Genomic DNA, 24,993 nt, shown 5'->3' on the forward strand with positions numbered 1-24,993 from the left:
GCGGGCGTCAGCGCGCCGCGTCGGCGACCTTGTCGATCGTCTGCGTCATCTGGTCCTCGGTCACGAGCGGGAAGAAGCCCTTGAAGTCGGCGTCCTGGACCCCGCTCCAGTCGTAGACCTGGGTGACCTCGGTGCCGCCGCCCGAGGGCGCGAGCTCCCAGGTCCACGTGTGGCCCTTCGCGGTGACGTTCCCGAGCTTGTCGGTGTAGCCGTCGATCGGGTGCAGCTGCGGCGCCCAGCCGATCCGGCGGTCCTGGTCGTAGGCCGTGACGGTGTTGAGCATCTGGTAGTCGCCCAGCACGTCGTTGCGCATGTTCATGACGAACTGGTCGCCGATGCCGCTGACCGCACCCTCACCGTCGACGCCCCGCAGCATGCCGGCGCCGTCGAACTCGTGGTGGCGGGCGGGCGTGCTGAGCAGCGCGAAGATCTGCTCGGGCGGCGCGTCGACGGTGCGGGTGACGGTGACCTGCTCACTCATGGATTCCCCTCCGTTGGTGGACGGAGGTGTCGTGCCCCACACGTCCGGCACGCAAACGGTTGGGCACGACTGGATCGGCGCAGCGTCAGCGTCCGGGCGGGGCCAGGCGGTAGACGGCGTCCGCGCCGTCGTCGGTGATGTAGACGGCCCCGTCGGGCCCCTGCACCGCGGCCACGGGCCGCCCCCAGCGGGAGCCGTCGGGGCCCTGGAAGCCGCCGACGAGGGTGCGCTGCCCGTCGAGCGCGCCGCCCCGCCACGAGTAGAACGAGACCTCCGGCGCGCGGGGCGTCTGGCGGTTCCACGACCCGTGCACGCCGACGAGCGCGCCCTGGCCGTACGGGGCCGGGAGCGTGCCGAAGGCGAGCCCGAGCGGCGCCGAGTGGGCGCCCATCGTCTGCTCGATCGGCGTCAGCGACCGGCAGTCCAGCGCGCGGCCGTCGGGGTTCGTCTCGGCATCGGCGACGAACGGGACATCGGACGGGTCGACCGCGCTGCCGGCCACGCCCGGGTTCACGTCGGGATCGGGGTTGCAGAACGGCCACCCCACGTCGCGGCCGGGGTAGAGCCGGGCGAGCTCCTCGGGCGGGTGGTCGTCGACGTAGTCGGGGATGACGCGCCCGCGCGCCGACCCGTCGTCGTCGCCGTAGGGGCGGTCGTAGGGGAACGGGATGTTGTCGCGGTTGTTGACCGCGGTCCACACCGCGCCGTCCGGGGCGACGGCCAGGCCGGTGCCGTTGCGCACGCCGCGGGCGTACGGCTCCGCGGCACCGCCGCCCGGCGGGATGCGCAGGATCGACGCCCGCTGCGGGGTCGAGTCCCGGTCCTGGGGCGAGACGTTGGCGGTGGAGCCGACCGAGACGTACACCGAGCCGTCCGGGCCGACCGCGACGCTCTTGAGCGCGTGCGCGTAGGCGCCGCGCAGGTCGGGGCTCCGCGCGTCGGGCAGGTCGTCGACGACCGTGGTCGGCGCGCCGAGCGAGCCGCCCTGGTACGGGTAGGACCGCACCGCGTTGCTCTCGGCGATGTAGAGGGTGTTCCCGACGAAGGTCAGCCCGTGCGGCTGGGTCAGCCCGTCGACCAGCGGCGTGCTCGTCGGACCGTTCGGCCCGGCGACCAGCCGCACGACCTCGCCGGCGCCGGGGCGCGAGACCAGCAGGGCCCCGTCGGGGGCGAACGCCTCCATCCGGGCGCCGGGCACGCGCGCCCACACGGCCATCGACCAGCCGGGCGGCACCAGCGCCTGGCGGGGGGCGTTGAACGGGTCGTCGCCCATGCCGGCGGGCACCGTGACGGGCACCGGCGTCAGGCCCTCGGTGGCCGCGCCCGAGGGAGCGGGCCCCTCGCCGCCGGTGGGGCCGGCCGACGCCGTCCGCGCGGGGTCGGCCGGAGCCGCGGGCGAGCTGCCCGGCGCCGCGGGTGGGGTGGCGGCCCCACCACAGGCAGCGGCCAGCGCGAGCAGGACCGCGGTGGCCCCCGTCGCGGCGCGTCTCCACGGTCTCGCGGCAGGCATCGCGCCCCTTCGTCTCGACTCGTCCCGACGTTCCGACGGACGCCAGCGCACCACACGGCCGGGTGCTCCGCGCGCCCGGGCCCGTGTTCGGATGCGGGCGTGGGCTGGTTCAGCCCCGCAGGATCAGGCAGCTCGAGGTGGCCTCGGCGACGAGGCGCCCCGCCCCGTCGACGAGCTCGGCACGGGCCAGCGCCGTGCTGCGCCCGGCGTGGACGACGTGACCCGTGGCGCGGGCGGTGCCGGAGTCGGCGGTGAGCTTGCGCAGGAACTTCACCGAGAGATCCAGGCTCGTGTAGGCGACCCCGGCCTCCAGGGTGCTGTGCACGGCGCACCCGGCCGCCGAGTCGAGCAGCGTCGCGTAGATGCCGCCGTGCACCGACCCGATCGGGTTGTAGTGGAACTCCGCAGGCTCGACGGTGAACACGACGCGACCGGGCTCCACCGACGCCACCGCCGCCCCGACCAGCGTCATGATCGGCGGCGGCGGGAGGGTGCCGTCCGCCATGGCCTGCAGGAACTCGAGGCCGCTGCGCGAGCCCGCCGCGGCGGCGAGCTCGCGGGGGTCGGACCAGGAGTGGGTGCGCTCGCGCGTCGTGACGTCCATCGTGCTCCTGTCGCCGTGCTGAGTATCGGATCGGGACCCAGATGTCTCCGCACCGTACCGTCCCGCCCGCCGCGCGGGGCCGTCGGTAGACTGGACCGTCGGAAGCGTGCGCGGTGGACACCGCCACCAGCGCCGGCCGGGCCCAGCAGGACCAGCCCGGGAGCGGTGCGTGCGAGACGAAGGGCGGGAGCGATGAGCGGCCACTCCAAGTGGGCGACCACCAAGCACAAGAAAGCCGCGATCGACGCGAAGCGCGGCAAGATGTTCGCCAAGCTGATCAAGAACATCGAGGTCGCGGCGCGCACCGGCGGCGGCGACCCCGCGGCCAACCCGACGCTCTACGACGCCATCCAGAAGGCGAAGAAGACGTCGGTGCCCAACGACAACATCGACCGCGCGGTCAAGCGCGGCTCGGGCGCCGAGGCCGGCGGGGCCGAGTACCAGGCCATCACCTACGAGGGCTACGCCCCGGGCGGGGTGGCGGTGCTCGTCGAGTGCCTCACCGACAACAAGAACCGCGCGGCGGGCGAGGTCCGCACGGCCATGAACCGCAACGGCGGCGCGATGGCCGACCCGGGCTCCGTGGCGTACCTGTTCACCCGCAAGGGCGTCCTCATCGTCCCGAAGGCGCAGGCGTCCGGTGAGCTCGCCGAGGACGACCTGCTGCTCGCCGTCCTCGAGGCCGGCGCGGAGGAGGTCAACGACTACGGCGAGAGCTTCGAGGTCCTCACCGACCCCTCGGACCTCGTCGAGACCCGCAAGGCGCTGCAGGAGGCGGGCTTCGACTACGACTCCTCCGAGGTGTCGTTCGTCCCGTCGATGAACGTCGAGGTCGACGCCGACGGCGCGCGGAAGGTCCTGCGGATCATCGACGCGCTCGAGGACTCCGACGACGTCCAGAACGTCTACTCGAACTTCGACGCCTCGGACGAGGTCATGGCCGAGGTCGGCTGACCGGCATGACACCTCGCCCGTGACGACGGTGCCGTGCGTCGTGGCCGCGCTCCACGGCGCCGACGCGGGGGAGGCGCTGACCGTGCAGTACGCCGCGTACCTCTCCGAGGCGCGCCGCTACGGCACCACCGAGATCCCGCCGCTGCGCGAGACCGTCGCCGCGTTGGCCGCGGACCTCGGCCGGGGCGACGTCCGCGGCTTCGGCGCGTGGGCGGGGCAGCGGCTCGTGGGGTCGGTGCGCCTGCGGGGCGGTGTCGGCGGCGGCATCGGCAGCGGCTCCGGCTGCGCGGAGCTCGCCCGCTTCTCGGTCGCTCCCGACGCGCAGGGCCACGGCATCGGCCGGGCGCTGCTCGAGCGCGCGCACGGCGAGCTGGCCCCCGGCGACGTGACCTGGCTCGTCACCGGCGCCCGCAGCGAGGAGAACCTGCGGCTCTACCGGCGCGCGGGCTACGAGGAGACCGGGCGGCGGGTCGACAGCGCGGGCGTCGACTTGCTGCGGATGGAGCGGTTGGCGCCGCGGTGAGGGTGAGCTCGCGCGTCGTCGGGGTCCTGCTCGGGCTCGCCGCGGCCGTCGTCGCCCTCTGGGTCCCGTTCTGGTGGTGGGCGCCCGCCGGGTCCCCGACGGCGTTCGCCCTGCTGCCGCTGACGCCGGCGGTGGCCGTCGTCGCCGCGGTCGTGGCCGTGCTGGCCCTGGTGCTGCGGCGGTGGGCCGTGGGGGTGGTCGCCGTGGTGGCCGCGCTCGCGCTCGCCGCGGTGGTCGTGCCCCGTGCCGTGCCGTACGGCGACCCGATGATCCGCCCCGGGCCGACCAGCGCTGCGGTGGTCGTGGCGACCGTGAACCTGCAGTTCGGCCGGGCGGACCCGGCCGCCGTCGTGGCGCTGGTGCGCGAGCGGCGGGTCGAGGTCCTGGGGCTGCAGGAGGTGACGCCCGCGGCGGAGCGGCGCCTCGACGAGGCCGGGCTGGGCGCGGAGCTGCCGTTCCGCGCGTCGATGGCGCGCAGCGGCGCGGGTGGCACGACCCTGGTCGCGCGCCACCCGCTGGCGCCGTCGGGCCTGCCCCTGCGGCCCGGGGTGTTCTCGCAGGTGACGGCCCGCGTGCTGACGCCGGCCGCGCCGGTCGACGTCGTCGTCGCCCACCCGGCGGCACCGGTCTTCCGTGACGACCCCGAGGGCTGGGCCCGCGAGATCACCGACCTGCCCGGCCCGGCGGGGCTCGACGGGCCGCCGCGGCTGATCGTCGGGGACCTCAACGCGACGCTCGACCACCGGCCGTTGCGGGAGTTGATCTCGAGCACCTGGACGGACTCGGCGCGGGAGCTCGGGGACGCGCTGCACGGGACGTGGCCCACCGACCGGGCCGTCCCGCCGTTCGCGGCGATCGACCACGTGCTCGTGTCCGGCCCGGTGACGCCGGTGGACCTCGCGACGTCGCGCATCCCCGCCACCGACCACGCGGCGCTCGTCGTCACGGTGCTCGTGTCGCGCTCGGACCGGGGACTCAGCCCGGGGGCGTGAGCGGGCGGCCCAGCACCCGTTCCCACGCGGCGCGCTCCTCCGCGAGCCCGGTGACCGGCCCGTCGAACGGGGCGACCGCGCCGTCGTCGAGGCTCCACGTGCCGACCACGCGGCCGTCGTCGACGACCACGGGCGCGATCCAGCCGGCGGCGCGGCTGACGTCCGTGCGGTGCTCCGGGGGCACGAGGTCGGGGTCGGCGGTGCCGGCGCCGAGCACGTAGGGGTCGAACGGGCCGAGCAGGCGCGGGCCGACGGGGTCGGCGCCGCGGAGGTCCTCGAGATCGGCGGTGGCGGCGTAGCGGGCCGCGCCGTCGACGGTGACCGCGGTGAGCGTCCCGTCGGCGACGAGACCGGCGAACCAGCTCCGGAGCCGGGCCTTCTTCGTGCCGCCGCGCAGGAGCCAGGCGTCGAAGGCCTCGGGGCTCGCCGGCCCGTGGGCGGCGAGGAAGGCCGGGATGATCGTGCGGGCGGCCTCGTCGGGGTCGGGCAGGCCGGGCCAGCCCGGGAGCGCGCGCGCCGGGCTCGTGAACGTCACCCGCTGCCCGGCGGCCGGGCCGTGACAGAGCAGTCCCTGCCACGCGAGCGGCTTGAGGACCGTGCCCCAGCCGGAGCCCAGCGCGCCGGTCAGGTCGGCGTGGCCGCTGTGGGCGGTGAGCGCGGCGGTGAGCTCGTCGCGGGTGAGGGGCGCGGTGTGGTCGGCGAACACCGCCACGACGGCCGCTTCGAGGGCGCGCATCTGCTCGGCGGTGGCGAACTCGCGCTGCCACGAGCCCTTGTCCCACGACCGCGCCGAGGCCAGCAGGGAGAGCAGCGCGGGCGCCTGGTCGGCGGCGAGCAGGTGCAGCGTGCCGCGGGCCGCCCACGTGCGCACCAGCGTCCCCGCGGTCAGCGCGGCCTCGACGGCGCCGTCGTCCGCGGTGCCCGCGCCCGTGCGGATGCCCACCGCCTGCGCCGCGGCCGAGGGCACCTGCGCCTGGACCCCGACCAGCCGGCGGGCGATGCCGACGGGGCCGTCTCCGTCGCGGTGGACCAGGAACTGGCGGTGCAGGCGGAAGCGGCGGACCTGCGCCGGGCTGATCTCCGGCGTGGCCGTCACGAGGTCTCGAAGGTGCGCAGGCCCTGCGGCTCGGCGTCGGTCACCTCGACGTCGGTGACCCGGGCGTGCGGCGACCCCTCCCGCGCCCAGGCGATCATCTTGTCGACGGCGTCGTCCTCGCCCTCGACGACCATCTCGACGGTGCCGTCGTCGCGGTTGCGCGCCCAGCCGGCGACGCCGAGGTCACCGGCGGCGTCCCGGGCGCTCGCGCGGTAGAAGACGCCCTGCACGCGCCCGTGGACGACGATGTGCTTGCTCTGCACCTCTCGCACTCCGTTCGAACGTGTGTTCTACTCATCGGGTGACCGCCGCGTGGACGCCCTCCCTGTTCGGGGGCGGCGAGGACGCGGGGAGCCCGGAGGTCGACCCGGCGGTCGTCCTGCGGCGCATCGTGCTCGACGACCGTTCGTGGGTCGACCTGGCCCCGGCCTGGATCGCCGGCGCGGACGCGTGGTTCGACGCGATCGTGGCCGAGGCACCGTGGGACCAGCGGCGCCGCCGGATGTACGACCAGGACGTCATGGAGCCGCGGCTGACGTGCGGGTGGCGCATCGACGAGGCCCCGGGCCCGCTGCCCGCCGTCGCCGAGGTCCTCACCCGGCGCTACGGCGTCCGGTTCGACCGCGTGGGGTGCAACTACTACCGCGACGGCGCCGACTCCGTGGCCTGGCACGGCGACCGCGTGCGGTTCACCCACGAGGCGCCGATCGTCGCGATCGTGTCCCTGGGCGCGCCGCGGCGCTTCGGGCTGCGGCCGCTGGCGGGCGGGACCTCGACGCGGCTGACCGTCGCGGGCGGCGACCTCCTCGTCATGGGCGGGCGCTGCCAGCACGACTGGCAGCACACGGTGCCGAAATGGCCCGGCGCCGGCCCGCGGGTCAGCGTCACGTTCCGCCACGACGACCCGGGGCCACGGCCGTAGCGGTCGTCGGAGTCGTCGTCAGATCGGGATCTCGCTCGTGTCCCCGTCCTCGCGGGGGCCGCGGAGGCGGCGGTCCTCCTCGGCGATCCGCAGGTCGTTGATGCTGGCCTCGCGCCGGCGCATGAGGCCGTTGTCGGCGAACTCCCAGTTCTCGTTGCCGTAGCTGCGCCACCACTGCCCGGCGGCGTCGCGGCACTCGTACTGGAAGCGCACCGCGATGCGGTGGCCGGCGTAGGTCCAGAGCGACTTGCGGAGCACGTAGTCACGCTCGCGCTCCCACTTGCGGGTCAGGAAGTCGACGACCTCCGCGCGCCCTGTGACCCACTCGTCGCGGTTCCGCCACACCGTGTCCAGCGTGTAGGCCAGCGCGACCTTCTCCGGGTCGCGGGTGTTCCACGCGTTCTCGGCGGCGAGCACCTTCGCGCGCGCCGACTCCTCGTCGAACGGCGGGAACGGCGGACGGGGTTCCTCGGTCCGGCTCGTGGTGACGGGCTCGCTCCTCCTCGCGCGGGCCGCCTTGGGGCGGCCGGCGGGTCACCGGCTGTCGGCGGGCTCTCCATCTCGATCTCCCGAGAGTGTCACGAGTGTCCTCGCGCGACCGGTGGCGTGGCGACCGGCACGTTCCGCAGGTCCTGACTCGTGTCGATCATGCAGTAGGTGCGGCTCCCGCGGGCGTCGGCGCTGCCCGGGGAGATCAGGGGCGCGTGGTCCACCGCCGAGGTCGGGGGCCGGTGCACCAGGTGCTCCTGATCACGGGCGGCGCGGGACACGCCGCGTCGGGGGAGGTGGGCGGGCCGCCGACCCCGCGCCGCGTAGCGTCGCGGGCCATGCGGGTGCTGGGCGTCGACCCCGGGCTGACGCGCTGCGGTCTCGGCGTGGTCGAGGGCCGCGGCGGCCGGGCCGTGCGTGCCGTGGCGGTCGACGTGGTCCGCACCCCGCCCGACGCCGAGGTCGCCGAGCGCCTCGGCGCCGTGGCCGACGTCGTCGAGGCGTGGATCGCCGAGCACCGGCCGGACGTGGTGGCCGTCGAGCGCGTGTTCGCCCAGCACAACGTCCGCACGGTGATGGGCACCGCCCAGGTGGGCGGGGTGGTCGCGCTCGTCGCCGGGCGGGCCGGGCTGCCGGTCGCGTTCCACACGCCGAGCGAGGTCAAGGCCGCGGTCACCGGGTCGGGCCGGGCGGGCAAGGAGCAGGTGACGGCCATGGTCACCCGCGTGCTCGCGCTCGACACCGCCCCGCGCCCCGCGGACGCCGCGGACGCCCTCGCGCTCGCCGTCTGCCACTGCTGGCGCGCCCCGATGATCGCGCGCATGGCCGAGGCGGAGGCCCGTGCCGCCGAGGTCACCAAGCGCCACCGCGCCCGCCTCGCCGCCGCCCGCAAGGCGAGCCGGACAGGCACCCCGAGCACCCCGAGCACCCCGAGCACCCCGAGCCGGGCCGGCAAGGCCCCGCGCTGACCGGGGCGCGGGTGTTCGAGCGATGCGGCTTTCCTGGCGTCCCACGCCAGGATCGCCACACGCTCGCTCACGCGACACGCCGAGCGCCCGTGATCGGTCGACCGTGACCGAGCGACCGTGACCGAGCGACCGTGACCGCGCGCCCCGCCCCCGAGCACGTGATCTCCGCTGACGGGACGCGGATCGAGGTCGAGACGCTCGGCGCCGGGCCACCGCTGGTCCTCACGACCGGGGCACTGCAGGGCCGGGCGGGCGTCCGGCTGCTCGCGCAGGCGCTGGCCGACCGGTTCACGGTGCACCTCTGGGACCGCCGCGGCCGGGGCGACAGCGGCGGCGCGCCCGATCCCGCGCTCGATCCGCTCGGTCCCGACGGCGAGACGCTCGTGGCCGCCGAGGTTGCCGACCTCGCCGCCGTCGTCGAGCACGCCTGCGGCGAGCACGCCGGCCGCGAGCACGCCGGCCGCGAGCACGCCGGTGGAGAGCACGCCGGTGGCGGGCACGCCGGCCCCGCGCCCGCCCACTACGCGCACTCGGCGGGCGCGGTCCTGGTGCTCGAGGCGGTGATGCGGGGCGTGCCGGCGGGCCGGGTCGTCGCCCACGAGGCGCCGTGGCGGGTCGACGGTGCGGACGCCGGCGCGCGCCGTGACCTCGCCGTCGCCACCATGACCGCGCTGCGCGAGGGCCGTGACGACGACGCCGCGGCGGCGTTCCTCGGCGGGTTCCCGGCGGCCGCGCCGGCCCCGGTCGAGCGGTTGCGCGCCACCCCGTTCTGGGCGGGCACGGTCGCGCTGGCCCCGTCACTGCCGCACGACGTCGCGCTCGTGACGCGCGACGTGCTGCCGGCGGCGCGTCTCGCCGCCCTCACCGTCCCGCTGCTCGCCCTCGACGGCGCGGCGAGCCCCGGGTGGGTGCGCGACGCCGTCGCCGCGCTCGCCGCGGCGGTCCCGGGCGCGGAGCACCGCACGATGGCGGGCCAGGAGCACTTCGTCGTCCCGGCGGTCCTCGCGCCGGTGGTCGCGGAGTACCTGGAGGGCGGCGCGGCGGTCCGCGGGACCGTCGGGGGCGGCCGGTAACCTTCGAACGCGTGTTCGCCAGCCGCGACGTCGGGAGGGTCCAGCGGTGATCTCGTCGGTGCGCGGGGAGGTGCTCTCGGTCGGGCTCGACCACGCGGTGGTCGAGGTCGGCGGCGTGGGGCTGGCCGTGCAGGCCACGCCGGCCACGCTCGCCCGCCTGCGCCGCGGACAGTCCGCCCGGCTCGACACCGCGTTGGTGGTCCGGGAGGACTCGCTGACGCTCTTCGGCTTCGCCGACAACGCCGAGCGCGAGATGTTCCTGCTGCTGCAGACGGTGTCCGGGGTCGGGCCACGTGTCGCGCTGGCGACCCTCGCCGTGCTCGACCCGGCGGCGCTGAGCCACGCCCTCGCCGACGGCAACCTCACGACGCTGATGAGCGTGCCGGGCATCGGGCGCAAGGGCGCCGAGCGCCTCGTGGTCGAGCTGCGCGACAAGGTGGCCCCGCCGAGCGCCGCGGACGCCGCCGACGGCGAGGTGGCCGCGAGTCCGGTCGCCACGGGCAGCCTGCGCGACCAGGTGGTCGAGGCGCTCGTCGGGCTCGGGTTCGCCGCGAAGCCCGCCGAGAAGGCGGTCGACGAGGTGCTGGGCAACGGCGGGCCGTCCGACTCCTCGGCCGTCCTGCGCGCGGCGCTCTCCCGCCTGGGCCCGCGATGAACGAGCCGCACGCGGACGAGATGGAGGAGTCGCTCGAGCGGGCGCTGGCGAGCACGGCCGCCGACGGCGAGTCCGATCTCGAGAACCGCCTGCGGCCCGCGCGGCTGACGGAGTTCATCGGCCAGCCCCGGGTCCGCGAGCAGCTCGACCTCGTCCTCCAAGGGGCGATGCGCCGCGGACGGCCGCCGGACCACGTGCTGCTCTCCGGCCCGCCCGGCCTCGGCAAGACCAGCCTGGCGATGATCATCGGTCACGAGCTCGGCGCCGCCGTGCGCATCACCAGCGGTCCGGCGCTGGAGCGGGCGGGCGACCTCGCGGCGATGCTGTCGAACCTCGTCGAGGGCGACGTGCTGTTCATCGACGAGATCCACCGCATGGCCCGGCCCGCGGAGGAGATGCTCTACCTCGCGATGGAGGACTTCCGGGTCGACGTCGTGGTCGGCAAGGGCCCGGGCGCGACGTCGATCCCGCTGGACGTCGCGCCGTTCACGCTCGTCGGCGCCACGACGAGGGCCGGCTCGCTCACCGGCCCGCTGCGGGACCGCTTCGGGTTCACCGGGCACATGGAGTTCTACGAGCCGTCCGACCTGGAGCTGGTGCTGCGGCGCAGCGCGCAGATCCTCGAGGTCGACCTGCGCCCCGACGGCGGCACCGAGATCGCCCGGCGCTCCCGGGGCACGCCGCGCATCGCCAACCGCCTGCTGCGCCGCGTGCGCGACTACGCGGAGGTCCGCGCCGACGGCGCCGTGACGCGCGACGTCGCCCGCGCGGCCCTGGCCGTCTACGACGTCGACGAGCTCGGGCTGGACCGGCTCGACCGCGCCGTGCTCGGTGCGCTGGTCCGCAGCTTCGGCGGCGGGCCGGTCGGGGTGTCGACGCTGGCCGTGGCGGTGGGGGAGGAGCCCGGCACGGTCGAGGAGGTCTGCGAGCCCTACCTCGTGCGGGCCGGGATGCTGGCCCGTACGCCACGCGGGCGAGTCGCGACGGCCGCCGCGTGGCGCCATCTGGGTCAGGAGGCGCCTCCTACGGCGTTCGACGCGCCGGACGACGAGCGGGGCCAGGGCACGCTGTTCGGATGAGCTGGCAGACTCGGAATCGGACACACGCCGGGCGCACCGCCGCCGCGCCCGCCCGCTGATCGGAGAACGATGGACCTGATCTTCCCCCTGCTCATCCTGTTCATGATCGGTCTGGTGTTCATGTCCAGCCGGCAGCGCAAGAAGCAGGAGAACAAGCAGAAGGAGCTGCAGAACAGCATCAAGGTCGGCGATGTGGTCGTCATGACCTCGGGCATCAGCGGCACGGTGGTCGACGTCGACGACGAGCGCACCATCGACCTCGAGATCGCCCCGGACGTCGTCACCACCTGGCTGCGCGCCGCGGTCCGCGAGACCCTCGTGGGCGACGCGGGCGCCGAGCACACCGACGACGACACCGCGCACGAGGCGCTGCCGGAGTCGTCGGTGCCGACCGAGTCCACCCCGGTCGTGGACGCGGGCACGAACGGCTCGCCGGCGAAGTCGGACATCGCGGCGGACAAGAAGGACGCCGCGTCCGACGCGACCGACAACGTCTCGTCGCCGCGCAGCTCCTGACGCCGTAGGAGGCGGGGCGGCGCCGGGAGCGTCGGGCCCGGCGCCTACCCTCGCGTCGAGCCCACCGGCTCACCGACCCGATCTTCCTGGAGCAACGCAGCGTGGCCCCTCCGACCGTCCGATTCCGGCCCGGGCGTTACCTCGCCGCCTTCGTGGTGGTCGTCGCGGCGCTCTACGGACTGGTGTTCTTCACCGGGGACGGGTCCCCGACGCCGAAGCTCGGCATCGACCTCCAGGGCGGCACGCGGGTGACGCTGACGGCGCGCACCGAGACCGGGGCGCCGCCGACCAACGACCAGCTCAACCTGGCGCGCCAGATCATCGACCAGCGCGTCAACGGGCTCGGCGTCAGCGGCGCCGAGGTGGTGCAGGACGGCAACAACCTCGTCATCACCGTCCCCGGCCAGGAGGGCGACCAGGCGCGCTCGCTCGGCCAGACCGCGCGGCTGTACTTCCGGCCGGTGCTCGGCGGCCCGATCCCGGCCAACCAGCAGCCGGGTCAGCCCGGTCAACAGGGGCAGCCGGGCGACCAGGGCGCGGCCGGTCAGGCGCCGGGACAGCAGGGCGGCGCGAGCGGCGCCGGCACGCCGGGGCAGACCCCCGGCGGGCAGAGCGCCCCGCTCGGCCCGCCCGCCGGCGCCGACCGGCCCGCCCAGCCCCCCGTCCCCACGCCACCGCCCGGGGCCGAGGCCGGCGGCGGCACCTCGCAGGACCCGCGCCTCGCCCAGGCGATCGCCGAGGCGAAGACGACCCGCCAGAGCGAGGACCCGGCGGTGCAGGAGCAGGCGGCGCTGGCGCTGAACTGCGCGGTGGAGGACCCGCTGCGGGGCTACGACGACCCGGCGAAGCCGCTGGTGTCGTGCAACCGCGAGGGCACCGAGAAGTACCTGCTCGGCCCGGCGATCCTCTCGGGCACCGACGTGGCGAGCGCGACGCCCAACCCGAACCCCCAGGGCGTCGGCTGGATCATCAACCTCGCCTTCAAGGGCGGCCAGCCGGCGACGACGTGGGCCGACTACACCAGCGCGAACGTCAACAACTCGAACGCGGTCGTGCTGGACTCGCAGGTGGTCTCGGCGCTGCGGATCGTCCAGCCGCTGCTCGACGGCAACGCGCAGATCTCCGGCAACTTCAACCAGGGGTCGGCCACCGACTTCGCGAACGTCCTGCGCTACGGGTCGCTGCCGCTGTCGTTCGACACCTCCGAGGCGCAGACGGTGTCCGCGACGCTCGGGTACGCGTCCCTGCAGGCCGGTCTCATCGCCGGGCTGGTCGGGCTCGCGCTGGTGTTCATCTACTCGCTCTTCTACTACCGGGCGCTCGGCGTGCTGACGATCCTGTCGCTGATCCTGTCCGGCGCGGTGGTCTACGCGGTGCTCGTGCTGCTCGGGCGCACGATCGGCTTCACCCTCGACCTCGCGGGCGTCGCCGGGTTCATCGTGGCGATCGGCATCACCGCCGACTCGTTCGTGATCTTCTTCGAACGGATCAAGGACGAGGTCCGCGAGGGACGAAGTTTCCGCTCGGCGGTACCCCGCGGATGGATACGCGCGAGACGCACGATCCTCTCCGGCGACGCGGTGAGCTTCCTCGCCGCCGTGGTGCTCTACGTGCTCGCCGTCGGCCAGGTCAAGGGCTTCGCCTTCACCCTGGGCATGTCCACCGTCCTCGACCTCGTCGTGGTGTTCCTCGTGACGCACCCCCTGCTGGCCATGGCGTCGAACTCGCGCCTGTTCTCCAGCCCCGCCTGGTCCGGCCTGGGCGAGGTGGTGCGCCACGTCCCCGGGCCGAGGAAGGGGTCGACGACGCCCCGGCCCGGGGCCCGCCGCGCCGGGGGTCGCCCGGGGACCGGCCCCGGGAACGGCAGCCCCGACGGCTCCCCGTCCGACCGCACGCGCAGCCGCGCGGGACGGGGAGGTGCGCGATGACCCGCCCCACCGGACGCCGCCGCGCCGGGAACCGGGCCGGCGACACCTCCGTGGACACGCCGGTCGACGACGACCGCCTCGACCCGGCCGCCGACGACCTCGAGGACGCCGACGCCGCCGAGGACCCCGAGCTCGACGCGGCGATCGACGAGGCCGACGCCGAGGACGCCGACGAGGCCGACGAGCCGGCGACCCGGGACCGCCCGCGCCGGCGCAGCCGTCTCGACTCGCTCTACCGCGGCAACGGCGGGCTCGACATCGTCGGGCGCTCGAAGACCTGGTACGCGATCTTCGGCGCCGCGCTCGTCGTCTGCATCCTGTCGATGGTCATCCGCGGCTTCAACTTCGGCATCGACTTCGAGGGCGGCACCAGCGTCCAGATGCCGGCCGTCGGCGCCACCGGCCCGATCACGAGCCAGCAGGTCGAGGGGACCTACGCCCAGGCGCTGGGCTTCCCGGCGACGTCGGTGCAGTCCGCGGGCCAGGGCGCCACCGCGACGATCATCATCCGGTCCGAGCGGCTCGACATCGGCCAGGTCGTCGCGCTGCGCCAGGCCCTGTTCACCCAGTTCCAGCCGCTCGGGACGTCCGGCGCGCCGGACCAGAACGCGATCTCCGACAGCGCCGTCAGCGCGAGCTGGGGCGGGGAGATCACCCGCCAGGCGCTCATCGCGCTCGCGGTGTTCCTGGTGCTGGTGACGGTCTACCTGTCGTTCTACTTCGAACGCCGGATGGCGTTCGCGGCCCTCATCGCCCTGGCCAACGACATCATCATCACCGCCGGCGTCTACTCGCTGGTGGGCTTCGAGGTCTCGCCGGCGACGGTGATCGGCCTGCTGACCATCCTCGGGTTCTCCCTCTACGACACGGTCGTCGTGTTCGACAAGGTCCGGGAGAACACCCGCGGCCTGCTGGGGCTCACGCGCCGCACGTACCCCGAGGCGGCCAACCTCGCGGTCAACCAGACGCTGATGCGGTCGCTGAACACCTCGCTGATCGCCGCGCTGCCGCTGATCGGCCTGTTCGTCGTCGGCGTCGTGCTGCTCGGTGTCGGCGTGCTCGGCGACCTCGCGCTCGTCCAGCTCGTGGGCACGATCATCGGCGCCGCGTCGTCGATCCTGCTGGCCACGCCGATCGTCTCCGACCTCGCGATGCGCGACAAGAAGTGGGCCGCGCAGGCCCAGAAGGTCGCGAACCGCCGGGCCAAGGTCGCGCGGCGCGCGGCCGGCGGCGACGGCGCCGAGGCGGGGGAGCCGCGGCCCGACCGTTCCGCTCCGGCCACCGACGTCCTCGACACCCGCGAGGTCGCCGCCGCCGGAGCCGGCCGCGCCGCGCCCGGATCGGGCGCCCGCTCGGCCGCGCCCCGACCCGGTGCCCGCCCCGCAGGCAAGGCCGCACGCCCCTCGGGCAAGCGCCGCAAGTGAGCGCCTCGACCACCGACCCGGCCGCCGACCTCGACCGGGTCGCCGGCCTGCTGCGCGACATCCCGGACTTCCCGACGCCGGGCATCCGGTTCTGGGACCTCAGCGCCCTGCTCGCCGACGGCGCCGGGCTGGCCGCGACGACGCGGCTGCTCGCGGCGGGCGCCGAGCACGGCGCGGACGTCGTCGTCGGCATCGAGGCCCGCGGGTTCCTGCTCGGCGCCGCCGTGGCCCAGTCGCTCGGGGTCGGCGTCGTCGCCGTGCGCAAGCAGGGCAAGCTGCCCGTCGTCGCCGCGTCGCAGTCCTACGACCTCGAGTACGGCTCGGCGACCCTCGAGCTCCCCGCCGACGTGCTGCGGCCCGGGGCGCGGGCGCTGCTCGTCGACGACGTGCTCGCCACCGGGGGCACCGCGGCCGCCGCGTGCGCGCTGGTCGAGGGCGCGGGAGCGCGGGTGGGGGCCGTGTCGGTGGTGCTCGAGCTGCCCGCCCTGCACGGTCGCGACCGGCTCGACGGCCACCCCGTGCACGCCCTCCTCGCGAAGTAGTCCCACCGCTGACCGCCCGCTGATCGCGACCGGGCGGGTCTCCCGGGCGCGCCGCTCGTCCGCTCCCCGCGCCGGGGGCGACGGCCGCCGGACCGCCCGTCGCGCGGACCGGAGCGCCCCGACCGGGGCCACCGGCGTCACCCACGCGTACCGATCGCGGGCGACCGATCGCCCTTTCGGTACCCGACCGCCCGGACACGCCGTGCACGCGGGGATACGCTGGATGGATTCCGGACGCAGGGCGGGCGCGGGTCCGCCGTTCGCCCGGGAGGGAAGGACGACGCGTGAGCCAGGACGTCGACGCCGCGGGCACCCCCCGCGCCACCGGTCCGGGCCCCGAGGCGGCCCCGGACGACGGCACGCCGACCACGCACGCACCCGACCCGAGCCCGAACGGGAACGGCCACGACACCGGCGACGACGCGGTGCTCGACGCCGCCGGGCTCTCGCCGGCCCCGCCGGTCAACACCACGCGTCCGCCGTCGGCGACGCGCCGCGTCCGCGCGCGGATCGCGCGGCGGATCACCGCCCAGCGCTCCGGCGGCGTGAAGCCGGTGCTCGAGCCGCTCGCCGCGGTGCACCGGGAGCTGCACCCGTCGGCGGACATGGGCACGCTGCAGCGCGCCTACGACACGGCCGAGCAGTTCCACGACGGCCAGATGCGCAAGAGCGGCGACCCCTACATCACCCACCCGCTGGCCGTCGCGACGATCCTCGGCGAGCTCGGCATGGACACCACGACGCTCGTGGCGGCGCTGCTGCACGACACCGTCGAGGACACCGCGTACTCGCTGGACAAGCTCTCGGCCGACTTCGGCGCGGAGGTCGCCCACCTCGTCGACGGCGTCACCAAGCTCGACAAGGTCCAGCTGGGCGCGGCGGCCGAGGCGGAGACGATCCGCAAGATGGTCGTGGCGATGGCACGCGACCCCCGGGTGCTCGTCATCAAGCTGGCCGACCGGCTGCACAACATGCGCACGATGCGCTTCCTCAAGCCGGAGAAGCAGGCGAAGAAGGCCCGCGAGACGCTCGAGGTGCTCGCGCCGCTGGCCCACCGGCTCGGGATGTCGACGGTCAAGTGGGAGCTCGAGGACCTCGCGTTCGCGATCCTGCACCCCAAGCGCTACGACGAGATCGTCCGCCTGGTCGCCGACCGCGCGCCGAGCCGCGACACCTACCTGCGCAAGGTGATCGACGAGGTGTCGGGCCAGCTCACCGAGGCGCGGGTGAAGGCCGAGGTGCTCGGCCGCCCGAAGCACTACTACTCGATCTACCAGAAGATGATCGTCAAGGGTAAGGACTTCGACGACATCCACGACCTGGTGGGCGTGCGGGTGCTGGTCGAGGACGTGCGCGACTGCTACGCCGCCATGGGCATGGTCCACGCGCTGTGGCAGCCGATGCCGGGGCGGTTCAAGGACTACATCGCCCAGCCCCGCTTCGGGGTGTACCAGTCGCTGCACACCACCGTGATCGGCCCGGACGGGCAGCCGCTCGAGGTGCAGATCCGCACCCACGAGATGCACCGCACCGCCGAGTACGGCATCGCCGCGCACTGGCGGTACAAGGAGTACAAGGGCGCCCACGGCTCGCACGGCTCGCACAAGGCGTCCAGCAACGGCGACGGCACCCTCGAGCTGGACGAGATGGCGTGGATGCGCCAGCTGCTCGACTGGCAGCGCGAGGCCGCGGACCCGGGCGAGTTCCTCGAGTCGCTGCGCTACGACCTCGCCACCCGCGAGATCTTCGTCTTCACGCCCAAGGGCGACGTCATCACGCTGCCCAGCGGGTCGACGCCGGTCGACCTCGCGTACGCCGTGCACACCGAGGTCGGCAACAAGTGCATCGGCAGTCGGGTCAACGGCCGGCTGGTCGCCCTCGAGCGCGCGCTCGAGAACGGCGAGGTCGTCGAGATCTTCACCTCGAAGGCCGAGGGCGCCGGCCCGTCGCGCGACTGGCTGTCGTTCGTCGCGTCCCCGCGGGCCAAGCAGAAGATCAAGCAGTGGTTCGCCAAGGAGCGCCGCGAGGAGGCGATCGAGGGCGGCAAGGAGGCGATCACCCGCGAGGCGCGCCGCACCGGCCTGCCGCTGCAGCGCCTCGTCTCGGCCGACTCGATGGCCGCCCTGGCCCACGAGCTGCGCTACGCCGACGTCTCGGCGCTCTACGCCGCCGTCGGCGAGCACCACGTCTCGGCCCGCCACGTCGTGCAGCGGCTCGTCGCGCTGCTCGGCGGCGTGGAGCAGACCGAGGAGGACCTCGCCGACCGCGCGACGCCCTCCACGGTCCAGCGCCGCCGCGGCACCGGCGACGTCGGCGTCGTCATCGACGACATGGAGGACGGCGGCGACGGGTCCGACTCCTCCGACGTCTGGATCAAGCTCGCGCGCTGCTGCACGCCGGTGCCCGGCGACGGGATCCTCGGCTTCGTCACCCGCGGCGGCGGCGTCAGCGTCCACCGCACCGACTGCACCAACGCCGACGAGCTGCGCAGCGAGCCCGAGCGACTGGTCAACGTCCACTGGGCGTCGTCGTCGAGCGCGCTGTTCCTCGTCGCGATCCAGGCCGAGGCCCTCGACCGGCACCGCCTGCTCTCCGACATCACCAAGGTGCTCGCCGACGAGAAGGTCAACATCCTGTCGGCGTCGGTCACCACCTCGCGCGACCGGGTCGCGGTGAGCCGCTTCTCGTTCGAGATGGGCGATCCGAAGCATCTCGGTCACGTCCTCAAGGCGGTGCGGAACGTCGAGGGCGTCTACGACGTGTACCGGGTGACCTCCGCGGGCTAGGAGCGGGACCGGGCGTAGAGGCGGCGGGCGCCGAGCAGGCCGCCGAGGCCGATCGCGACGCACCAAGCGAGGGCGAGCGCGAGGGTCGACCCCGCGACGGGGGTGCCGGCGAGCAGGCCGCGGACGGTCTCGGTCATCGGCGTGAACGGCTGGTAGGTGGCGAACCACCGCAGGCCCGCGGGCATCGACTCCGCCGGCACGAACCCGCTGCCCAGGAACGGCAGGAAGACCAGCGGCATCGGCAGGTTGCTCGCGGTCTCGACACTCGGGGCGAGCATGCCCAGCGCGACCGACAGCCAGGCCAGGGCGACGCCGACCACGGCCAGGACCCCGAGCGCGGCGAGGGATCCGGTGAGCCCGCCGGAGGGCCGGTAGCCGAGCAGCAGCGCGACGGCGAGCACCACGACCTGGGCGAGGACCGTCTGGACGACGGCCCCGGCCACGTGCCCGGTGAGCACGGAGCTGCGGGCGATCGACATGGTGCGGAAGCGGGCGACGATCCCCTCGGTCATGTCCATCGCGACCGTGATCGCCGTGCCCTGCGCGATCGAGGCCGCGGTGACGAGCAGGATGCCGGGCACGAGGTAGGCGAGGTACTCGGCCCGCCCGGCGCCCGGGCCGCCGAGGCCGGCGCCGAGGGTGCCGCCGAAGACGTAGACGAACAGCAGCAGGAACAGCAGCGGGAAGACGATCAGCATGATCGTCAGCGACGGGTAGCGCCGCATCCGCAGCAGGCTGCGGCGCACCATCACCCCCGTGTCGGTGAGGGTGTGCGTGGGCGGGGCGACCGTGGTCATGCGGCGACCTCCGTCGGGTCGGTGGTCCGGCTGCGCTGCGCCTCGCGTCCGGTCAGGGCGAGGAACACGTCGTCGAGATCGGGGGTGTGGACGGTGACGCCGACGAGGTCGCCCTCGTCGCACACCGCGTCGCAGCGGTCGAGCAGGTCGCGCAGCGCACGAGGGGTGCCGTCCGCGGCGACGTCGAGCGTCAGCGCCGCGACGTCGGGTGCGCCGGGGCCGAGGCGGGCCCCGGCACGGTCGAGCGCCGCGGCGTCGGCGAAGCGCAGCCGGACGTGACCGCCCGGGACGCGTGCCTTGAGCGCGGCCGGGCTGCCGTCGGCGACGACGTGGCCCCCGTCGAGCACGGCCACGCGGTCGGCGAGCTGGTCGGCCTCCTCGAGGTACTGCGTGGTCAGCAGGATCGTCACGCCGTCGGCGACGAGCTCGCGCACCACGTCCCACAGATCGCGGCGGCTGCGCGGGTCGAGGCCGGTGGTCGGCTCGTCGAGGAAGACGATCCGGGGGTCGCCGAGCAGCGTCATGGCGAGGTCGAGCCGCCGGCGCATGCCGCCGGAGTACGTCGCGGCCGGGCGGCCGGCGGCCGCGGCGAGGTCGAACCGCTCGATCAGCTCGGCGGTGCGTCGGCGGCCCTCGCGGCGCCCCAGGTGGCGCAGGTCGGCCATGAGCCGGAGGTTCTCGGTGCCGGTGAGCAGGCCGTCGACCGCCGAGAACTGCCCGGTGACACCGATCGCCGCGCGGACGCGCTCCGGGTCGGCGGCGAGGTCGTGGCCGGCGACGCGGACGTCGCCGGCGGTGGGGGTGACGAGGGTCGAGAGGATGCGCACGACGGTGGTCTTGCCGGCGCCGTTCGGTCCGAGCAGGGCGTGGATCGAGCCCTCCTCGACCCGCAGGTCGATGCCGTCGAGCACGGTGTGGTCGCCGTAGGCGTGGCGCAGCCCCTGGGCGAGGATCGCGGGTCCGGGCACGGGAGTCTCCTCAGGACGTGGTGACGGATCGGCGGACGACGACGTCGCCGTCCTGCGAGCGGGCGGTCACGGTGACGCTCTCGGCGAAGCCCTCGGGGCCAGGCCGGGGCTCGAGCGCGTTGCGCACGCGACCGCGGGTGTCGACGTCGAGCCACACGGCGCTCGCCGGGTCGACGGCCACCTCGAGGCGGCCGTGGGTGCTGGTGAGCGTGACCTCGCCGCGCACGACGCGGCCGAGACGGATGCGGCCGTAGGCGCTCCGCGCGACGACGTCGGCGGTGGCGGCCTCGAGCTCGAGGTCGTTGTGCACGCCGGTGAGGCGGGCGGTGCCGCCGACCTCCTCGACGCGGATGGTGCCGTGCTTGGTGCGCAGGTCGGCGTCGCCGGTGATCCGCCCGAGCCGCACCTCGCCGTGGTCGGCGACCACGGTCGCGTCGCCGTCCACCGTGCCGGTGACGCGCACCGCGCCGTAGTTCGTGGTGAGGTCGACCGGTCCGGCGTCCTCGAGACGGACGTCGCCGTACGCGGTCTCCACGCGGCAGCCGGCGATGCCGCCCTCGACCTGCACGCCCCCGTAGCCCGAGCGGGCGGTGAGGGACGAGCCGGTGGGCAGGGCGATCTCGACCTCGAGGGATCGCCCGGGGGTGGGGACGAGCAGGGTGCGCAGGCCGAGCCTGCGGCCCTGGACGCGGAGCTCGTCGCCGACGAGCTCGACGCGCACCGCCTCCGCTTCGGCGCGGTCACCGCTCGAGGAGTGGACCTCGACGGTGGTGTCGGTGCGGTCGCTCGCCACGACGCGCAGGTCGCCGATCGGCAGGTCGACGCTCGCGGTGACGGGTCCGGGGGTGTCGAACGTGGGCACGGGTCATCGCCTCCTCGGGATCCCTGGATCCCGTGAGTCCGGTGGTGCTGGTGGGTGGGCCGCTAGCCGAACCAGCCGCCGCGGGCGGACCGGGCCGGCGCGGCGTCGGTACGGGGCTCGAGCGCCGCGGTCGCGGCGCGGGTGAGCCAGGTGTTGACCGAGAGCCCGTCGCGCGCGGCGGCGGACTCGATGCGGGCCTTGAGGCTCTCGGGCGGGCGGAAGTTGACGCGCGCCGCCGGCCCGGTGTCGGCGACCGGGACCTCGGCGGGCGCCGGCGAGGCCGAGACCGCGGCGGTGGCCGGCTCGGCGGGCGCGACCGGGCCGACACCGTCGATGACGAAGTCGGGATCCCGGCCGCGCAGGCGCAGGTGGACCGACCCGGGCGCGAGGTCGAGGGTGATCTCCTCGGCCGCCGCGGCCAGGGCCTCCAGCAGCACGAGCCGCACCGCCGCGTCGAGCGGCGTCACGAGCCGCTCGGCGGCCTCCCGGACCTCCGGGCCCGCCGCCTCGGCCGCGGCGGCGAACTCCCCGTGGAGCCGGTCGACGTACTCGCTCAGCTGCATGGCGCCACTGTGGCACCTGATGGTGCCATGGGCAAGCATTCTCGGCGCCAGGATGGCGCCATCACGGCGTGGCGGCCGGGGCCATAGCGGGCGGGATCAGCCGCAGGGTGAGACCACGTCCTTGCGGACCCACAGCTCGGCCAGCCCGGTCGGGGTCGTCCGCACCCGCCGGAAGTCGCGGACGAGGTCGGCCTCGGTGCCGCGCCACCCGGGGTCGTCGAGGACGTCGGGTGCGGCGTCGCGGCGTCCGTACACGACGACCGTCTGGAGGGGGTAGCCGCGCTCGACGGCCGCGCCGAGGGTGATCCTCGGGGGGACGTCGTCGAGTGCCTCGTCCACCGGCGCCAGCGCGGGGACCGGTCGGGCGCCGGGAGCGAGCGACCACGTGTAGTACGACACCGAGCCGGAGACGTTGCGCAGGTCGAGGAGACCCCGCTCGACCGCGAGGTACCCGGCCAGGTCGACCGTCGGGGTGAGCCGGACCGCGCGGTCGTGCCCGCCGTCGACGCTGAGCTGGGCGATCGTCGCCCCCGACGGGACGCACGGCGCCAGGCCGCGCAGCTCGGCGAGGTCCTGACCGAACGACGCCATCGCCGGGACCCGGGCCAGCGGGACCGCGAGGGCGACGACGGTGGCCAATGCCGCGGCCGCGGCGACGGCGCGGCGGGCCCACCGGTCGGGCGTCGTCGTCCAGCCGGTGGCGACCCACGCCCCGAGGAAGATCGGCAGGAAGATCGAGAGCCGGCCCGCCACGTAGGAGGTGGAGCCGATCCGGTCCGGTGCCACGGCCGCGGCGACACCCAGCACGACCGCGGCCACCAGCAGCCCGTCCGCCGCGACCGGCCGGAGCGCGCCGCGGCGCCACCGCTGGAGCACCAGCACCACCGCCGCGCCGTACAGCGCGACGGACAGCACGCGGGCGAGGAGGTACTCGGGCTGGGCGAGCGCGATCAGGGGCGTCCGCAGCTCGAGGACGTCGAGACCGCCGCCGAAGGGCGACGCCCCGCGGGACCCGTCGGTGCCGCCGGCGAGGAGGAAGAGCACCGTGAGCCCGAGTACGACCACCACCGGGGCGGCCAGGCGGCGCAGGGCCCGCACGGCGCCACCGGGCGCACCGGGCAGCTCGTGGGCGACGACCACCGCGACCACGCCGACCAGGCCCGCGAGTGCCGGCACGAGGTGGGTGAGCCAGGTGAGCACCAGGAGGGCCGTGACCGCGGCGACCGAGAAGCGCCCGGGCCGTCGCAGCACCAGGGCGACGGCGAGCAGGGCCGGGGTGACCGCGACGAGGAAGCCCAGCAGGCCCACCATGACCATCGCGTTCATCTGCATCGGCAGGACGAGCAGTGCCGTCCACGGCGGCGCCCCCGCGGCGCGGACCAGGACCACCGCCGCGACGGCGAAACCGACGAGTGCCAGCACGACGACCGCGCGGACGGCGACGTCCGGGTCGACCAGGCCGCTCAGCGCGGCCATCAGCAGCTCGACCGTGAGGTTCGGGGGCAGCCCGGGGCGCCACGAGAGGAGCTCGGGCCACCGGCCCGTCACCGTCGAGCGCAGGGCCACCGACGATGACAGGTGCAGGCCGCCGTCCATCACCACCAGCTGTGCGGGCAGCAGCACGGCGACGACCGGCACCGCGGCGACCACGGCCACCACCGCGCTCCACGCCACCGACCACGGTCGTCGGCGCACCGTCCCGCGGTCCCCGGCACTCGTGTCCTCGGCGGCGGCGTGGGCCGCGCTCACCGAACCCCCCATGGCGATCCCCCCGGATGTCAGGATCCGACCGCACGGCCCCCGTGCGTGATCCGTGCGGTGCATCGCCAGACGGGCCACCGGTGTAACAACGTCACCCGAATGGACGCGCGGACGGTCCTGGATCTCTCCGTCCCCGGGGGTCGACCTAGCCCGCCGAGCGCCGGTGCGCCAGGGAGTCGACCGCGCGGGCCACGAAGCTCCGCGGCGGCTGGTCGACGTCGTACCAGTCCGGTCGGGCCGAGCGGGGGTCGAGCGCGTCCACGGAGTCCGGGTCGAGGCCGGGGCCATCCGAGGGCCGGGTGAGCGACCGGACGCCGGAGTCGATGACGGTGACGAGCGGGACCGCGAGCAGGGCCCCGGCGATGCCGGCGAGCACGAGCCCGCAGGCGATGGGCAGCACCACGGCGAGCGGGTGGAGCTTGATCGACCGCCCGAGCAGCAGGGGCTGGAGGATGTAGCCCTCGAGGTTCTGCACCAGCACGAGCAGCAGGACGACGAGCAGCGCGTCGGTGATCCCGCCGCTGACAAGGGCGACCAGCACGGCCACGACGCCGGACACCACGGCGCCGAGGGTCGGGACGAAGGCGCCGAAGAAGATCAGGGCGGCGAGCGGGACCGGCAGCGGGATGCCGATCAGCCACAGGCCCACGCCCGCGGTGATCGCGTCCGCGGCGGCGACGAGGATCGTCGCGCGGGTGTAGCCCACGAGCGAGGCGAACGCCCGGCGCCCGGCGATGTCCGCGCGGTCGCGGGCCTGGCGGGGGAAGGCCTTCAGGACGAACCGCCACACCGTCCCGCCGTCGTAGACGAAGAAGATCAGCGTGAACAGCGCGAGCAGCAGCTCGGTGAGGACCTCGCCGACGGTGCTCACCGCACCGAGCGCGCTCTGGGCCAGCGAAGCCTGGCTGGACTGGAGGGTGGCGAGGACCTGGTTGCCGATCGCGGTGAACTGGTCGTTGTTCAGTCCGAGCGGTCCCGTGCGCAGCCACTCCTGGATGCCGGCGACGCTCGCGACGAGCTGGGAGGAGAGCTCGGGGATGCCGGAGACGAAGGCCAGCCCGACGCCGTAGAAGACCGCGCTCACGAGCGCGACACCGCCGACGATCACGATCGCCGTCGCGACCGCGTGGGGCAGCCACGGGATGCGCGAGAGGGCGTGCGCCGACGGGGCGAGCAGCGAGGCGGCGATCAGCGCGAGCACGACCGGGACGACGACGGCGCCGAGCAGGCCCAGGACGTACAGGACCACCGCGAGCGCGAGGGCGAGCAGCAGCAGGCGCCAGGCCAGCCCGGTGGCGATCTCCAGGCCCGCGGGCACCTGCCAGCGACGCTTGCGGTCCGGCAGCAGGACGCCGCCGGCGGGATGATCGGCCCCGTCGCCCGCGGCGGGGTCCGGGGCGGCGGACGGCGTCACCCCCGCACCGTAACCCTGCGTGCCGAGCGGCGTTCGGTGTCGTGGGAGCGCTGCTGGATCGGTGCAGAGGCGTCTAGCATGGGGCC

At 75.1% G+C, this 24,993-nt stretch carries 24 protein-coding genes and 1 pseudogene; 13 read left to right on the top strand and 12 right to left on the bottom strand.

The genetic code is table 11. The annotated features are described in order from the left end of the window. Nucleotides 1-7: 7 nt before the first annotated feature. The 3 genes from ACR9E3_RS27415 to ACR9E3_RS27425 form a co-directional block, all read right to left on the bottom strand. Nucleotides 8-481 carry an SRPBCC family protein gene (locus tag ACR9E3_RS27415; RefSeq protein WP_460383974.1) on the bottom strand — a complete coding sequence of 158 codons (474 nt, stop codon included), beginning with the start codon at nt 479-481 and terminating at the stop codon, nt 8-10. A gap of 85 nt (nt 482-566) precedes the next feature. Next, on the bottom strand, nt 567-1,991 hold the full coding sequence (locus ACR9E3_RS27420) for a PQQ-dependent sugar dehydrogenase (RefSeq protein ID WP_460383975.1): 1,425 nt from the start codon (nt 1,989-1,991) through the stop codon (nt 567-569). A 109-nt stretch (nt 1,992-2,100) separates the two neighbouring features. After that, nucleotides 2,101-2,595, bottom strand: coding sequence for a PaaI family thioesterase (locus ACR9E3_RS27425; RefSeq protein ID WP_460383977.1), 495 nt, complete (start codon nt 2,593-2,595; stop codon nt 2,101-2,103). A 192-nt stretch (nt 2,596-2,787) separates the two neighbouring features. Between ACR9E3_RS27425 and ACR9E3_RS27430 the strand changes: the two genes are divergently transcribed. Genes ACR9E3_RS27430 through ACR9E3_RS27440 form a run of 3 tightly spaced genes read left to right on the top strand, consistent with a single transcriptional unit; the run spans nt 2,788 to nt 5,064 of the window. Further along, nucleotides 2,788-3,549: a YebC/PmpR family DNA-binding transcriptional regulator gene (locus tag ACR9E3_RS27430; protein WP_460383978.1), complete on the top strand. Its 762-nt coding sequence runs from the start codon at nt 2,788-2,790 to the stop codon at nt 3,547-3,549. A 19-nt stretch (nt 3,550-3,568) separates the two neighbouring features. After that, nucleotides 3,569-4,072, top strand: a complete 504-nt coding sequence (locus tag ACR9E3_RS27435; protein WP_460383979.1) for a GNAT family N-acetyltransferase — start codon at nt 3,569-3,571, stop codon at nt 4,070-4,072. A 2-nt stretch (nt 4,073-4,074) separates the two neighbouring features. Beyond that, the gene (locus tag ACR9E3_RS27440) at nt 4,075-5,064 is read left to right on the top strand and encodes an endonuclease/exonuclease/phosphatase family protein (protein ID WP_460383981.1); all 990 of its coding nucleotides are present in this window, start codon (nt 4,075-4,077) and stop codon (nt 5,062-5,064) included. Here the strand turns inward: ACR9E3_RS27440 and ACR9E3_RS27445 are convergent. Both ACR9E3_RS27445 and ACR9E3_RS27450 read right to left on the bottom strand, forming a co-directional pair. After that, complete coding sequence (locus ACR9E3_RS27445) at nt 5,048-6,160, bottom strand: winged helix DNA-binding domain-containing protein (RefSeq protein ID WP_460383982.1); 1,113 nt, start codon at nt 6,158-6,160, stop codon at nt 5,048-5,050. The two genes, ACR9E3_RS27440 and ACR9E3_RS27445, sit on opposite strands and share 17 nt — an antisense overlap. Further along, nucleotides 6,157-6,423 carry an acylphosphatase gene (locus ACR9E3_RS27450; protein WP_460383984.1) on the bottom strand — a complete coding sequence of 89 codons (267 nt, stop codon included), beginning with the start codon at nt 6,421-6,423 and terminating at the stop codon, nt 6,157-6,159. Before ACR9E3_RS27450 ends, ACR9E3_RS27445 begins: the two co-directional genes overlap by 4 nt. A gap of 38 nt (nt 6,424-6,461) precedes the next feature. Between ACR9E3_RS27450 and ACR9E3_RS27455 the strand changes: the two genes are divergently transcribed. After that, nucleotides 6,462-7,082, top strand: a complete 621-nt coding sequence (locus ACR9E3_RS27455) for an alpha-ketoglutarate-dependent dioxygenase AlkB (RefSeq protein ID WP_460383985.1) — start codon at nt 6,462-6,464, stop codon at nt 7,080-7,082. A gap of 18 nt (nt 7,083-7,100) precedes the next feature. Here the strand turns inward: ACR9E3_RS27455 and ACR9E3_RS27460 are convergent. Then, nucleotides 7,101-7,547, bottom strand: a pseudogene (locus ACR9E3_RS27460) (nuclear transport factor 2 family protein); the annotation flags it as partial. Between the two features lie 362 nt (nt 7,548-7,909). Here ACR9E3_RS27460 and ACR9E3_RS27465 point away from each other — a divergent pair. From ACR9E3_RS27465 to ACR9E3_RS27505, 9 genes are all read left to right on the top strand, one after another. Next, nucleotides 7,910-8,539, top strand: a complete 630-nt coding sequence (locus tag ACR9E3_RS27465; protein ID WP_460384109.1) for a crossover junction endodeoxyribonuclease RuvC — start codon at nt 7,910-7,912, stop codon at nt 8,537-8,539. Nucleotides 8,540-8,670: 131 nt separating this feature from the next. Beyond that, the gene (locus ACR9E3_RS27470) at nt 8,671-9,612 is read left to right on the top strand and encodes an alpha/beta fold hydrolase (protein WP_460383986.1); all 942 of its coding nucleotides are present in this window, start codon (nt 8,671-8,673) and stop codon (nt 9,610-9,612) included. A gap of 46 nt (nt 9,613-9,658) precedes the next feature. Beyond that, entirely contained in the window at nt 9,659-10,267 is a 609-nt protein-coding gene (gene ruvA, locus ACR9E3_RS27475; RefSeq protein ID WP_460383988.1) for a Holliday junction branch migration protein RuvA, read from the top strand. Nucleotides 10,268-10,287: 20 nt separating this feature from the next. Beyond that, nucleotides 10,288-11,346: a Holliday junction branch migration DNA helicase RuvB gene (gene ruvB, locus ACR9E3_RS27480; protein WP_460384110.1), complete on the top strand. Its 1,059-nt coding sequence runs from the start codon at nt 10,288-10,290 to the stop codon at nt 11,344-11,346. Nucleotides 11,347-11,415: 69 nt separating this feature from the next. Further along, nucleotides 11,416-11,862, top strand: a complete 447-nt coding sequence (gene yajC, locus ACR9E3_RS27485) for a preprotein translocase subunit YajC (RefSeq protein ID WP_460383990.1) — start codon at nt 11,416-11,418, stop codon at nt 11,860-11,862. A gap of 101 nt (nt 11,863-11,963) precedes the next feature. After that, nucleotides 11,964-13,790 (top strand): protein translocase subunit SecD, encoded by a 1,827-nt coding sequence (gene secD / locus ACR9E3_RS27490; protein ID WP_460383991.1) that lies wholly within the window; start codon nt 11,964-11,966, stop codon nt 13,788-13,790. After that, nucleotides 13,787-15,214 (top strand): protein translocase subunit SecF, encoded by a 1,428-nt coding sequence (gene secF, locus ACR9E3_RS27495; RefSeq protein WP_460383993.1) that lies wholly within the window; start codon nt 13,787-13,789, stop codon nt 15,212-15,214. The genes secD and secF overlap by 4 nt, the downstream gene beginning before the upstream one ends. After that, nucleotides 15,211-15,756 carry an adenine phosphoribosyltransferase gene (locus tag ACR9E3_RS27500; RefSeq protein ID WP_460383994.1) on the top strand — a complete coding sequence of 182 codons (546 nt, stop codon included), beginning with the start codon at nt 15,211-15,213 and terminating at the stop codon, nt 15,754-15,756. The genes secF and ACR9E3_RS27500 overlap by 4 nt, the downstream gene beginning before the upstream one ends. Before the next feature lie 425 nt (nt 15,757-16,181). After that, entirely contained in the window at nt 16,182-18,542 is a 2,361-nt protein-coding gene (locus ACR9E3_RS27505; RefSeq protein WP_460384111.1) for a RelA/SpoT family protein, read from the top strand. Here ACR9E3_RS27505 and ACR9E3_RS27510 read toward each other — a convergent pair. The 6 genes from ACR9E3_RS27510 to ACR9E3_RS27535 all read right to left on the bottom strand — a co-directional run bounded on the left by ACR9E3_RS27510 (nt 18,539) and on the right by ACR9E3_RS27535 (nt 24,907). Beyond that, nucleotides 18,539-19,339 carry an ABC transporter permease gene (locus ACR9E3_RS27510; protein ID WP_460383995.1) on the bottom strand — a complete coding sequence of 267 codons (801 nt, stop codon included), beginning with the start codon at nt 19,337-19,339 and terminating at the stop codon, nt 18,539-18,541. The genes ACR9E3_RS27505 and ACR9E3_RS27510 overlap by 4 nt on opposite strands. After that, nucleotides 19,336-20,307, bottom strand: a complete 972-nt coding sequence (locus tag ACR9E3_RS27515; protein ID WP_460383997.1) for an ATP-binding cassette domain-containing protein — start codon at nt 20,305-20,307, stop codon at nt 19,336-19,338. Before ACR9E3_RS27515 ends, ACR9E3_RS27510 begins: the two co-directional genes overlap by 4 nt. 10 nt (nt 20,308-20,317) lie before the next feature. Beyond that, on the bottom strand, nt 20,318-21,169 hold the full coding sequence (locus ACR9E3_RS27520; RefSeq protein WP_460383998.1) for a DUF4097 family beta strand repeat-containing protein: 852 nt from the start codon (nt 21,167-21,169) through the stop codon (nt 20,318-20,320). Nucleotides 21,170-21,231: 62 nt separating this feature from the next. Beyond that, nucleotides 21,232-21,732 (bottom strand): hypothetical protein, encoded by a 501-nt coding sequence (locus ACR9E3_RS27525; protein WP_460383999.1) that lies wholly within the window; start codon nt 21,730-21,732, stop codon nt 21,232-21,234. 96 nt (nt 21,733-21,828) lie between these two features. Further along, nucleotides 21,829-23,481 carry a hypothetical protein gene (locus tag ACR9E3_RS27530; protein ID WP_460384001.1) on the bottom strand — a complete coding sequence of 551 codons (1,653 nt, stop codon included), beginning with the start codon at nt 23,479-23,481 and terminating at the stop codon, nt 21,829-21,831. 157 nt (nt 23,482-23,638) lie between these two features. Continuing rightward, nucleotides 23,639-24,907, bottom strand: a complete 1,269-nt coding sequence (locus tag ACR9E3_RS27535; protein WP_460384003.1) for an AI-2E family transporter — start codon at nt 24,905-24,907, stop codon at nt 23,639-23,641. Nucleotides 24,908-24,993: the final 86 nt, after the last annotated feature.

Source organism: Actinomycetospora sp. C-140 (assembly GCF_054796175.1).

Bases quoted from the DNA above. Each gene is read 5' to 3' on its own strand.
- secF (WP_460383993.1), top strand. From the start codon at position 13,787: ATGACCCGCCCCACCGGACGCCGCCGCGCCGGGAACCGGGCCGGCGAC.
- ruvB (WP_460384110.1), top strand. From the start codon at position 10,288: ATGGAGGAGTCGCTCGAGCGGGCGCTGGCGAGCACGGCCGCCGACGGC.
- ACR9E3_RS27510 (WP_460383995.1), bottom strand. From the start codon at position 19,339: ATGACCACGGTCGCCCCGCCCACGCACACCCTCACCGACACGGGGGTG.
- ACR9E3_RS27425 (WP_460383977.1), bottom strand. From the start codon at position 2,595: ATGGACGTCACGACGCGCGAGCGCACCCACTCCTGGTCCGACCCCCGC.
- ACR9E3_RS27415 (WP_460383974.1), bottom strand. From the start codon at position 481: ATGAGTGAGCAGGTCACCGTCACCCGCACCGTCGACGCGCCGCCCGAG.
- ACR9E3_RS27430 (WP_460383978.1), top strand. From the start codon at position 2,788: ATGAGCGGCCACTCCAAGTGGGCGACCACCAAGCACAAGAAAGCCGCG.
- ACR9E3_RS27420 (WP_460383975.1), bottom strand. From the start codon at position 1,991: ATGCCTGCCGCGAGACCGTGGAGACGCGCCGCGACGGGGGCCACCGCG.
- ACR9E3_RS27525 (WP_460383999.1), bottom strand. From the start codon at position 21,732: ATGCAGCTGAGCGAGTACGTCGACCGGCTCCACGGGGAGTTCGCCGCC.
- ACR9E3_RS27465 (WP_460384109.1), top strand. From the start codon at position 7,910: ATGCGGGTGCTGGGCGTCGACCCCGGGCTGACGCGCTGCGGTCTCGGC.
- yajC (WP_460383990.1), top strand. From the start codon at position 11,416: ATGGACCTGATCTTCCCCCTGCTCATCCTGTTCATGATCGGTCTGGTG.